Genomic DNA, 11,117 nt, shown 5'->3' on the forward strand with positions numbered 1-11,117 from the left:
AAAAAAAATATTTATTTGATCATTTTTTAATCAATTTGGTTTTTTCCCCGTATTCTTCTTATTTATAATTATTCGTTATTTGTAACTTTTATCAATTTACAAAATTTCGATCGAACAAATAAGTTAAATTGTGTCTCCATTATTTAACATAAAATCTCTAGTATGCGAATCTTTAGCTATTGATCATTATTAGCTTAGTAATTGGCTTTTTTGCACTATATTCACTACAATAAAAGTACGCCATTGACGTACTTAACCTATGCTATTCATTGAAACCAGTATTTTCACTAAGCAAATCAAAGAGCTTGTCTCCGATGATGAATACAGAGAACTCCAACAGGAACTTTTAGTTCAGCCAGATAAAGGAGATCTCATTAAAAATGGTGGTGGAATTCGAAAAGTACGTTGTGCTCAAGGCAGTAAAGGAAAAAGTGGTGGCATACGTGTGATCTATTACTGGATCACTGAAGATGATCAGATCTTTATGCTACTGGCTTACCCTAAATCTGTTAAAGAAAACCTAACTGATAAAGAGACAGCTATCCTACGTCAACTTGTGAAGGAGCAATTTCATGGATAATAACTTATTTGATGACCTCGTTGCTTCGATCAAAGAAGCAGGAGCGATTAAACGTAATGAAGTCCAAGCAAGTCGAGTGACTGAGCTGACTCTTCCTGATATTAAAGAAGTTCGAGAAAAAACAGGTTTGAGCCAAACCGAATTTGCTGCACGTTTACATATTAGCCCTCGTACACTTCAGAATTGGGAACAAGGCAGACGCTATCCAACAGGGCCTGCAGCAACCTTGATTCGTATTCTAGATGCGCATCCAAGCCTGATTTAAAACTCTAGGCAATAAAAAACCCCGACATCCTGTCGGGGTTTTTCGTATTTGGTACTAGGGTCAACTCCTGTCATCCCTCGCTTCCTGTCGCTGCTTTTCTTATTTTTATCTGGAACATCCTGTTCACAATGAAGCCATGATATGAAATCGAGACATGTCTGCATATTGGTGATTTTCTTGAATGGCTGTACGCCAGAACGTACATGCAGATATCCTCAAATTATCCCAAGGATTGTCCTCAGAAAATGGGGATAATTTCAGAAATAGAGGCCTTTAGAAATCAGAAAAAGTTGTGATTTCGACCATTTTTCAACCAGTTTTATTGGCTAAAAGTGACAAAGTCGCTTAAAAAGCAGCCGACTTGTTTCCAAGTCGGTTTTCTGTTGTTTTTCAGGGGGATAAAAATTTTTTAACTATATGAAAAACAATAACTTTTTAGAAGTGATTTCGCATAAGGTCCATTATGTTAAATGAATAAATATTTGGTTAAAAAGTGCACAAATTTCAATTTTTTCGCATATATCTGATAGAGCGATTCTTCAATAATAGTGCTACCAAAACGCAATCAAAAAAGGAAATTGCTATGTCAAAGCCAACAAATGCTCCAAGTACAACAGGTAACCCTTCAGGTGGTGGTCGTGGGAATAATCCTCCACGTAAGTAAAAACTATTAATTAGTAATTTGATAAATCAGAAGGCCATTGATTTGTGCCTTCTGATTTATATTTTGTAGTGAAAATATTGAAAATTGAATCTAAATCCTTAATCCCTAAATTGTTTATCTTAGATTCAGGTCTGATAAGAATTATGGAATATATATAGATTAGCCATAACCCAGTAAGTGAAAATCCATTAAAAGAACTCAAGTTTTGATGTAATTTATCCGCACCAACTATTTGATAAAGATGGCTTAAGTAAAATGCTCCTTCTTTTTTTTCTTTCAATTTTCTTACTGAATACTTAATACGTTCAGCTTGTTCTTCATTTATTAAAGAAAAACTATCTTCATCCTTTGGAACGCCTTTAGAAAAGTCATAAGAAATGCCTATTTTTTTATAGGACTCCATACATGCAATAACTTTAACTAAATTCCAAAAACGATGGTTAACTGATTTCTTTTTTCCATTTATTTTACCTATAATCAAATACTTATAAATTGATTTTTGTTGAAATTTATCCTTAAAAACTAGAGAATCAAGGTGAAATAATATTAAAAAGATATTGTAATCTCTCTCCTGGAGATAACTTAAGTTGATCAAATTTCTAAAGTCATTAATGACAAAGTTATCTTGTAAAAATAGATACATCCTTACAGCAGTTCCCTTAGAAAAATTGTTTTTTTCAAGAGTGTTATATAGTTCAAGATGTTTATTCCAAATAGGAAATTCTTTATTTGGATAGAGTTTTAGAAGTCTGAGTTGTTGAATAAATTGAGACTCTGTTTTTAGCTTTTCTGGATGATCAACTATGTCATCAAATAATTCAGATGATCTGTGAGTTAAAAATTTACCTGTAACAGAGGAATGGTAAGCCTTAGCATTAATTTTAAAGGCTTCTTTACTATCATTTTTAACTATTTTTTTAAAATTTTTCGGTAAACCGTACATCATTTTATGATGATATGAACTTATATGACTCGTTATCACAAAAGATTCAAGAGATGAAATTTCTTCTAAAGAGGAATAAGAATTTTGCATTAAGGGCCTAAGCTAAAAATCAGAATTATGAAATTTGTCTAAAATTAACATAATACGCCTTATACGAAGCTATGAATCCTTATCTTGTAAGGCTTTCATAGCTCTCCACTTCATCATTAACACCTCATCTTCCTCCTCAAAACTCGACTCACCAGAAGCAATCCGTTCAATCATCGCATTGACATAAGCTTGACTGGCATCAATTACATGCTGCTCAAACTCATGCTCCACAATCCCTTGCGTTGCCTTAAACGCTGCCCGAATACGCTCTGCATCTACATTCTTTTTCATACTTGGTCACGCTGCTGTGATTGATAACTTGGATGATCTTTCAGATAGGCAATAAAACTATCCAAACATTTGCTATCCAATCGTGATTCTTCAGGATGATCCACATGCTGCGATAGGTTCTGACCTAAAAAAAACTGCTCAAACTGTGCTTTAAAATACTCTGGAATATCCGACACCAAAACATAGCTATCATCTGATTTCAGTTGATGGCGTGGAATCTGAATCAACTCAAGTAAATGTTTCTTCCACAATAGACTGGCACGAAGCTGATCATTCACTGGATGATGGGGATCATGTACAGCTGCACGTTGATCTTCAAATAGACCCTCAAGAATTTGTTTTCCAGTCTTCATACGACCTCCAAAAGCTTTATTTAAAACCTCACAATATTCCTAGAACCATGATGGCGTATAACTATCATCACGATCCAAGTCTTGATTTTTACGCTGCGCTAAGGCTTGGTTATACTCCTTTTGATAGATCTGGAGCTTGTTAAATTGTCGAATCTGTTGAATGGTTTGCTTCTGTGCCTCAACTTCAAGCTGAATAATTGGATCAGCACTTTTCAACTTCCACCGATGGATCTGCGGAACATCCTGCAACTGCGTTCCGTACTTCTGGTTAAATTCCTGATTGGACAAATGACTCACTCGATTCGGAACAACAATTTCCAGACCCTCCAGAATCACGGTTTTCATCGGTGCATGCCTTTCCAAAGCCTGATTAATTAGCTGCTCAGTTTTTTCTCGAAAGGCTTTGACCTGATCACGGCCAAAGCCCAACGCATCAGCCGTTAATTTCTGTGCGCCACCCTTAGTAGGATTCTTTGGACGATACTGCTTAAAAAACTGCTCTGGTGGTCGTTCAATCCCATCGGACAGACTCCGTTCAGAATACATCAGATGCAAATGCGGTTGATCTTCACCTGTCAGCTCACTCGGATGATTATGCACCGCTGCGGTATAAGGGAACTGATACTGATCAGCAAATTCCTGAATAAAGGCCTCGACCAATTCTTTACGCTGCTGTTTCGACAATTCTTTTGGCAAAGCTACGGTCAACGTTGAACTGGTTCGACCTCGAGCAATCTCATAACGATCCGCACTATGCCAAAAAGTCGCAGGTGCATCGACAGCCCAAGCAGGCATATTTCCAGAACGCACGAACTCCAATTCTTCATCGGCCTTTTGCTCGGCAAAATGAGCCGTTCGAGTCAGATAATGGAAGGTATTCTTGGAACTGGAATCCTTCTTCACATTGTGCCGAATATTCATGTAAAACATGCCGAATTCACCTGAGATCCAATTCGCAAAGGAGGCTCTCCGCAGGAGCGAGGAGGAGTGTCTTTTTTTGACAATAATCGCTTTAGCGGTTGTTGTCAAAAAAAGACACGGAAACGAGATAAACTATTTTTTATGCATAGCAGAAAAAATAGTTTAAACGCCCATAAGATGACGCTAACATGGTCTCAATCCACGGCAAAATGAGATCCAAATGGCAGGACGCAAAGCATTAGTTCTCACAGCAAAAGAAATCAACGAACTCGGCACGCATATCCTCAATCTACCGTTCAAACGTCGAGTTGAAGAACGTTGCTTGCACATGCTCAAAAACAAAAAAAGTCTTCAGGATCTCAGTGAGCAAGACCGACAACTCATCCAGAAATGTCGCTATGAACGCAATGCCTACAACAAACGCATGCTTCAGCTGCAACTGATCCAACAGACCGAACCTGCCAAACGCAATGGACTGGAGCAAAACATCCTCAAGCTCCATCAAAAACATGACATCGATGCCTACTTTGCCATGCACGATGCACTGGATGAGATCCTCAAAACGCAACGCCACCAGACCGCAGCGAAAAACCTGAATCAGAAAATAGAAAAAGCCCTGAATCCAGAACAACAAAAGGAAAAACAAAGTCAGAAACAACAGAAAAAACGAGAAGACCAGATCAAATACTTTATCGGTTCACTCTATCTAGGTATTTTTGAACGAGCAAAGTTTCAAATAACCCACTCCAATCAGGACTTGGACAACCTGAAAACCTTATTTCGTATGGCCTTGATCGGTAAAACCATGCAACAAACCAACAAGGATCTACAGACAGTCACCCAAGAAATTGCCAACTCAGGCCAATACCAAGAAATTGAACGATTTATACAAGAAGCCAAACAAGATCCAAGAAACCCATTCAACAAAACATCAAAGTAATGAACAAATATCACGTTTAAACGCTGTATTTTCGCCATAGTACGATCATTTCAAACTGAACTAGAGATCAGTACCCAAAAAACAAAAAAGTGCCTCTAAACGCAAATAGAAGCAAATAACACAGCATCTATAAACGATAAGAACAGCTTAACCAAGCGAGTGTCTACGAGCGACATCCCCAAAATTCGCGCCTCGGCCCTCTGAAAAACCGCTTTTTTAGGTTGATTAACCTAAAAAAGTGAAGTTTAGATGCAAAAATTTGAGCCTAGACCGAGCGAAGCGAGCATAAAGCTCTATGAGCGAAGCGAATTCCGAGTTGCTTTTGCTCTTGCCTTTGCTTTTTCTCAAATTCACGAAGGAATTAACCGAAAAATTGCCCCCGAATCGAGCGAAAGCGAGATTCAATAGAGTTTGAGCGAAGCGAAAACCAAGGGCAATTTTGACCAGACTAGGCTTTTAATTATTTTTAATAGTTTTTAATGCTTTTAGACAGGCTGAAAGCCTTTAATACCAATGGTTTTAGAGTTTATATCACTACGTTTATCGACCTATATCACTACGTTTATCGACCTATATCACTACGTTTATCGACCTATATCACTACGTTTATCGACCATTTGACTACATAGATATTTGATGTAGTATTACTACATCAAATATCTATGTAGTCATAAGAATAATGAAAGACTTAATTGTCAAAGATAATGCTTTAATTAATGCTAGTTATAATCTCGACTTAGTTGAACAAAGGTTAGTTCTTCTAGCAATCATAGAAGCAAGACAAACAGGTAAAGGAATCAATGCTAATGATGCATTGGTAATTCATGCTTCGAGCTATATTGAAAATTTTGGAGTAGAGAAACACACTGCATATGCTGTTCTTAAGGAAGCAAGTAAAGTTTTATTTGATAGAAGATTTACTTACCAATCTTTAACAGATAAAGGGAATGTCAAAACTACTCATAGCCGTTGGGTAAGTGAGATCAGTTACATTGATAATGAAGCATCAGTAAGTCTTATCTTTTCACCTGCTGTAGTTCCTTTAATTACAAGGTTAGAAGAAAGGTTTACAAGCTATGAGTTAAAGCAAGTCAGTCAATTGACAAGTAGATATGCAACTAGACTCTATGAATTACTAATTGCTTGGCGAACTACAGGCCAGACCCCCGTATTTGAGATTACAGACTTTCGGAAACAGCTTGGAATTGCTGACGATGAATATATTAGATCTGATAATTTCAAGAGAAGAGTCTTAGATATAGCTATATCCCAAATAAATACATTCACAGACATTAAGGTGAAATCTGAACAGCATAAAACTGGACGATCTATTTCAGGCTACAGTTTTTCTTTTAAATCAAAGACACCTGCCAAAACCTTAACTAAACATAATGGTGAACAACTTGAGCTTGTAAGTGAGTTGACACCAAAACAAATTCAATTGTTCTCAAGTAAATTAGCATACAGCCCAAGTTTTTCCTCAAAATATAGTAAAGCAGGAGAAAGTTATGATGATTTCACAGACAGAATATCTAATGATTTAATGAACCCTACAAAAATCAAAGAATATGCATCATACCTTTCAGCTCTCGGTTTTAAGTAACCTTGTAAATTGACATTGTCAATTTAATAGTAAAGTATTAACTAAAAATAAACCCAGTTTACAGCATGAAAAAATTATCAGTTTCAGAATTGGCTAAGTTGTATGGATATTCAAGACAAGCTATCTATGCACATATAAATAAAGGAAATTTATCAAAAGGCTCTGATGGTTTAATTGACTTCGCTGAAGCCTTAAGAGTATTTGGCGAACCACAAAAGAAAGATATTGATGTAAATCAAAGTCAATCAATTAACAGTCAAAATTTGACTGAAGTTGACTTATTAAAACGTCAAGTTGACATGCTTGAAAAACAATTGAATCAAGCTTTACTTAGAGAAAATAAGTCATTAGAAAGAGAATCTTTCTACCAAGAACAGATTGAAGCTATGCAGCGCTTATTAGAAGCTCCTAAACCTAATATCACTACGTCTATCGACCCTGATATAGCACCATCTATCGACCCAAATACGAGTCGTGAGCAGAACACTACTAAGTCAAACGAAAATGAGTTAAAACCAGAACAAGAACTTTCAAACCCAAGAATTCCTATACCAGAACATATTGAACCAGAACCTGAGAAAAGAGGGTTTTGGAGTCGTTTTTTTAGACCCTATGATTAATCAAAATTGTTTAATCTAGATGAATAAAAATACATAAAAATGATCATGGAATAGGCGTGGAACGTGAATAGTCACGAAAAAGCCGTTCCAGTGCGCTGAACTCGGGAACGGCTTACTTTAAGGTATTGATGCGAAAAGGAAAAGTTCAAGTATTTCGCATAAGGCGTATTATGTTAATTTTAAATAATTTAAATATTTACCTATCTTATAATTTAACTGTAACCCATCTACATTTTCCCCTCTAATGCCTCAATTTTTTAGGGTTTTCAAATATAGTTATCTCAATACGATTTTGAATCAATACCGCATAACTACTTAGATATTTCGATTGTTGTTTTAATGTTGTGAATAGGTATTAGCTAAAAGAAGATTATTAATTATCAGATAAGATTTTTATAACTATAAGACTACCAATCTAAATCTTTCAGCCTTATCTAACAATATAAATGAGGAAAATATAATGAGTAAGCCACTCAATAACGACAACTCTAAAATTGCCCAATTTGAACAGGAAAGTTATGTCGATCCTAAAGGAAAGACTCTTACAAGTTCATTAGGTGTTCCAGTATTAGATAATCAAAATAGTCTAAAAATTGGTGACCGTGGACCAACGTTACTTGAAGATTTTCTATTGCGAGATAAATTGATCCATTTTGATCGTGAACGTATTCCAGAGCGGGTTGTGCATGCTCGAGGTTTTGGCGCACATGGTTATTTTGAAGCTTATAAAGGCAATGAGAAATGGACTAAAGCGCAGTTCCTGACAGATACAACTAAGCCAACACCAATTTTTGCCCGTATTTCCACGGTTCAAGGCGGACGTGGATCTGCAGATGTTGTTCGAGATGTTCGTGGCTTCTCTATTAAATTTTATACTCAAGAGGGAAATTACGATTTGGTTGGGAATAATATCCCTGTGTTTTTCATCCAAGATGCAATTAAATTTCCTGACCTTGTCCATGCAGTTAAACCTGAAGACCCTAATGAAGTTCCGACAGGTCAATCAGCACACGATACGTTTTGGGATTTTGTATCGTTAAATACTGAAACTGCACATATGACAACTTGGGTTATGTCCGATCGTGCTATTCCACGCAACCTCCGTTCTATTCAAGGCTTTGGTGTACATACATTTAGATTCATTAATTCCGAAAACAAAGCCCATTTGGTGAAATTTCATTGGACACCAAAACAAGGCGTTGCTCAGGTTGTTTGGGATGAAGCTTTGAAACTCAATGGTAAGGACCCTGATTTCCATCGTCGTGATCTATGGGATGCAATTGAAAAGGGAAACTATCCAGAATGGGAACTTGGGGCTCAAATTTTTACAGAAGAAGAAGCTGAAAAATGGGATTTTGATGTACTAGATCCAACAAAACTTGTGCCTGAGGAGCTAGTCCCAGTAACACCATTAGGTAAATTCATTCTGAACCGTAATACAGATGATTTCTTTGCTGAAACGGAGCAAGTTGCTTTCAGTCCTGCAAATGTTGTCTCAGGAATCGATTTCAGTAATGACCCTTTACTTCAAGGACGCTTATTTAGCTATACAGACACGCATCTGCATCGTCTAGGTACAGCCAATTTCAATCAAATTCCAATCAATAAACCTGTATGTCCATTTCATACCAATCGACGTGGAGGTTTCGCCAATCATGAAGTTTACAAAGGAAAGGCGAATTATGAGCCAAATTCAGTAGATGAAAATTGGCCACGTGAGGCTGTTCAAGATAAAGGAGCTTTTAGCTCTTATCCAGAACCTCTCGAGGCAAGCAAATTACGTGTTCGCCCTGAAAGCTTTGCTGATCATTTCTCTCAAGCGACGCTTCACTACACCAGTTTAAAAAAGCATGAGCAACAGCATATAAAAGATGCTTACGCATTTGAATTATCTAAGGTAAAAGATGAAGCAATTCGCCAACGAGTTATTGATCGAATTTTAGTTAATATTGATGAAGATCTCGCAACGTACGTTGCAAATGAACTCGGTTTAAAACCATCAACCAAACCTGAAAATAAGAAACAAAGTCAGGTCAAAACCTCTGAGAAACTCAGTATTGATGCTTTCCCTGCTCCAGATATTAAACAACGTAAAATCGCAGTACTTGTACATGATGGGTCAAATGCAAATTCAGTAGATGCCGTTAAAGCATGGGCGGAAAGCGAAAATGCTGTTGCAGAAATTCTAGCTCCAAGTTCAGCTCCAGTTAAATCAAAAGATGGCAAAGAGATTGCCGTAGATGGTCGCCAAAATGGTGAGCCATCAGTAACTTATGATGCTGTCGTTGTGATTGATGGTGATAATTTGGATACATTTAAAGCCGATGGTGTTGCTAAACATTATGTTCTAGAGACTTATAAGCATTTGAAACCGATTTATTTAATTGATGATAAGAAAGAACTTATTGATTATCTTGGTATTCAATCAGATGATGCTGTTTTCAGTAGCAAGTCATTTATGGATAAACAGGATGACTTCAAGTTAGCCATACAAAACCACAGACTTTGGTTGCGAGAAGATGTAGTGGCAGGTATCCCAGCGTAAAGATATAGAAAAGCCTAGACTCAATATTTAGTTCTAGGCTTTTTAAATCCGACACCATTTAACATAATGGATATTATATAAAATCAAAAAAGCCTAACTATGTGTTAGGCCTCTTTAGATATATCTAACCTGTTGGCAAATATAATTGTCTTAATGCATCAAACAGTATTGGTTGTTCTCCTCTTCTTTCGAAGATTTTTTTAGCAATTATTCTTAATGTCTCCAAGTGAGGATAGTCATTCATTTTTTTATGACCATTTGACTTATGATATGCAAGAAGTACTGCAGTTCCTTCCTCACTAACTGCATAAATTAGAATATCGTTACTAGTCCCTCGATAAAAAGGATGATCCGAACTATTTTTACGTTTCCATGCATTCCGCTCTTTCTTACTCAAATGAGATGAATACACATGAATCTTTGCTAAACCCGCATCTCTAATAGTATTAGGGCGCTCCAATGCCGTGTCTCGCCCAAATTTTAAAGTGGGTTCACATCCTGATAGCCAGTATTTTTTAAAATCTTGTGCTAATTGTTTAAAAACAGGATTATTTAAGTCATAGGATGGCGCAACTACTACGGAGACTCTCTTAAAATCAGACAAAATATCTCTCTAATAAGCCATTCTTTGGGAAATAGCTTATACAAAATTCTGTACTAGATAAAGATTAAATTGCTGTTTTTTTTAGACACTTAAATTTATCAAAGATAGATTAGATTTCTAAATAAGCACCATCATATTCATCGATGTTTTCAGACAATTTCTCTATTCTTTTTAGAGTTAAATTACTTAGCTTATCTCTTTCTTCATCTGACAAATTATATATAAGATTATTTGGTAATCTTGCTGATACACATGTACCAATAACAGAATGAGTCACAGATAATAATTGAAAAAAAGGTTGGCTTGCCCTAGTAGCTTTTTTAGGGAATTCTAGAGGGACTTCAGGATTAAAATCATTTAAAAGAGACTGACGTATTGTAGCCACTCTTGAACAAGTTTGAGCCATAAATTCACCTATAAAATTAGCTGTTTATTATAATAGTCTTGAGAAATAACAAATAAATATTTACTTGTTTTATCTTAAGTAAATATTTTGAAGGAAGCAAAAGGAAAATTATTACAAAAATTAGTACATTTTGTAAATGTCAACATTAAGAACCCCAAAACAACAAAAAAAAATATTTATTTGATCATTTTTTAATCAATTTGGTTTTTTCCCCGTATTCTTCTTATTTATAATTATTCGTTATTTGTAACTTTTATCAATTTACAAAATTTCGATCGAACAAATAAGTTAA

The 11,117-nt window shown here is 36.0% G+C and carries 12 protein-coding genes; 6 read left to right on the forward strand and 6 right to left on the reverse strand.

Translation table 11 applies throughout. The features are described 5' to 3' along the window. Positions 1–259: 259 nt before the first annotated feature. Together NQ782_RS20025 and nadS are read left to right on the forward strand one after the other, a co-directional pair. On the forward strand, positions 260–580 hold the full coding sequence (locus tag NQ782_RS20025) for a type II toxin-antitoxin system RelE/ParE family toxin (protein ID WP_000897308.1): 321 nt from the start codon (positions 260–262) through the stop codon (positions 578–580). Further along, positions 573–845 (forward strand): NadS family protein, encoded by a 273-nt coding sequence (nadS, locus tag NQ782_RS20030; protein WP_000369783.1) that lies wholly within the window; start codon positions 573–575, stop codon positions 843–845. The genes NQ782_RS20025 and nadS overlap by 8 nt, the downstream gene beginning before the upstream one ends. Positions 846–1,519: 674 nt before the next feature. Here nadS and NQ782_RS20035 read toward each other — a convergent pair. From NQ782_RS20035 to NQ782_RS20050, 4 genes are all read right to left on the reverse strand, one after another. Further along, positions 1,520–2,542, reverse strand: coding sequence for a hypothetical protein (locus NQ782_RS20035; RefSeq protein ID WP_267581336.1), 1,023 nt, complete (start codon positions 2,540–2,542; stop codon positions 1,520–1,522). A gap of 69 nt (positions 2,543–2,611) precedes the next feature. Further along, positions 2,612–2,833, reverse strand: coding sequence for a hypothetical protein (locus NQ782_RS20040; protein ID WP_262470963.1), 222 nt, complete (start codon positions 2,831–2,833; stop codon positions 2,612–2,614). After that, on the reverse strand, positions 2,830–3,186 hold the full coding sequence (locus tag NQ782_RS20045) for a hypothetical protein (protein WP_267581335.1): 357 nt from the start codon (positions 3,184–3,186) through the stop codon (positions 2,830–2,832). Before NQ782_RS20045 ends, NQ782_RS20040 begins: the two co-directional genes overlap by 4 nt. Before the next feature lie 39 nt (positions 3,187–3,225). Further along, on the reverse strand, positions 3,226–4,116 hold the full coding sequence (locus NQ782_RS20050; RefSeq protein ID WP_324287919.1) for a MobA/MobL family protein: 891 nt from the start codon (positions 4,114–4,116) through the stop codon (positions 3,226–3,228). Positions 4,117–4,327: 211 nt separating this feature from the next. On the opposite strand from NQ782_RS20050, the gene NQ782_RS20055 reads away from it, so the two are divergent. The 4 genes from NQ782_RS20055 to NQ782_RS20070 all read left to right on the forward strand — a co-directional run bounded on the left by NQ782_RS20055 (position 4,328) and on the right by NQ782_RS20070 (position 9,815). Continuing rightward, positions 4,328–5,047, forward strand: coding sequence for a hypothetical protein (locus tag NQ782_RS20055; RefSeq protein ID WP_267581341.1), 720 nt, complete (start codon positions 4,328–4,330; stop codon positions 5,045–5,047). A gap of 679 nt (positions 5,048–5,726) precedes the next feature. Then, positions 5,727–6,650: a replication initiation protein RepM gene (gene repM / locus NQ782_RS20060; RefSeq protein ID WP_018680124.1), complete on the forward strand. Its 924-nt coding sequence runs from the start codon at positions 5,727–5,729 to the stop codon at positions 6,648–6,650. A gap of 65 nt (positions 6,651–6,715) precedes the next feature. Beyond that, the gene (locus tag NQ782_RS20065; protein WP_267581340.1) at positions 6,716–7,270 is read left to right on the forward strand and encodes a plasmid replication DNA-binding protein; all 555 of its coding nucleotides are present in this window, start codon (positions 6,716–6,718) and stop codon (positions 7,268–7,270) included. Positions 7,271–7,730: 460 nt separating this feature from the next. Further along, positions 7,731–9,815 (forward strand): catalase, encoded by a 2,085-nt coding sequence (locus tag NQ782_RS20070; RefSeq protein ID WP_267581338.1) that lies wholly within the window; start codon positions 7,731–7,733, stop codon positions 9,813–9,815. Positions 9,816–9,939: 124 nt separating this feature from the next. Here the strand turns inward: NQ782_RS20070 and NQ782_RS20075 are convergent, their stop codons facing one another. Then, positions 9,940–10,419 carry a hypothetical protein gene (locus NQ782_RS20075; RefSeq protein WP_267581337.1) on the reverse strand — a complete coding sequence of 160 codons (480 nt, stop codon included), beginning with the start codon at positions 10,417–10,419 and terminating at the stop codon, positions 9,940–9,942. Positions 10,420–10,528: 109 nt separating this feature from the next. Next, positions 10,529–10,825 (reverse strand): hypothetical protein, encoded by a 297-nt coding sequence (locus tag NQ782_RS20080; RefSeq protein ID WP_223082984.1) that lies wholly within the window; start codon positions 10,823–10,825, stop codon positions 10,529–10,531. Positions 10,826–11,117 lie beyond the last annotated feature (292 nt).

Origin of the sequence: Acinetobacter sp. BD54 (genome assembly GCF_044778325.1) — a bacterium.
Taxonomy (GTDB): Bacteria; Pseudomonadota; Gammaproteobacteria; order Pseudomonadales; family Moraxellaceae; genus Acinetobacter; species Acinetobacter baumannii.

Bases quoted from the DNA above. Each gene is read 5' to 3' on its own strand.
- repM (WP_018680124.1), top strand. From the start codon at position 5,727: ATGAAAGACTTAATTGTCAAAGATAATGCTTTAATTAATGCTAGTTAT.
- NQ782_RS20045 (WP_267581335.1), bottom strand. From the start codon at position 3,186: ATGAAGACTGGAAAACAAATTCTTGAGGGTCTATTTGAAGATCAACGT.
- NQ782_RS20070 (WP_267581338.1), top strand. From the start codon at position 7,731: ATGAGTAAGCCACTCAATAACGACAACTCTAAAATTGCCCAATTTGAA.
- NQ782_RS20065 (WP_267581340.1), top strand. From the start codon at position 6,716: ATGAAAAAATTATCAGTTTCAGAATTGGCTAAGTTGTATGGATATTCA.
- NQ782_RS20055 (WP_267581341.1), top strand. From the start codon at position 4,328: ATGGCAGGACGCAAAGCATTAGTTCTCACAGCAAAAGAAATCAACGAA.
- NQ782_RS20050 (WP_324287919.1), bottom strand. From the start codon at position 4,116: ATGTTTTACATGAATATTCGGCACAATGTGAAGAAGGATTCCAGTTCC.
- NQ782_RS20025 (WP_000897308.1), top strand. From the start codon at position 260: ATGCTATTCATTGAAACCAGTATTTTCACTAAGCAAATCAAAGAGCTT.
- NQ782_RS20040 (WP_262470963.1), bottom strand. From the start codon at position 2,833: ATGAAAAAGAATGTAGATGCAGAGCGTATTCGGGCAGCGTTTAAGGCA.
- NQ782_RS20035 (WP_267581336.1), bottom strand. From the start codon at position 2,542: ATGCAAAATTCTTATTCCTCTTTAGAAGAAATTTCATCTCTTGAATCT.
- nadS (WP_000369783.1), top strand. From the start codon at position 573: ATGGATAATAACTTATTTGATGACCTCGTTGCTTCGATCAAAGAAGCA.
- NQ782_RS20080 (WP_223082984.1), bottom strand. From the start codon at position 10,825: ATGGCTCAAACTTGTTCAAGAGTGGCTACAATACGTCAGTCTCTTTTA.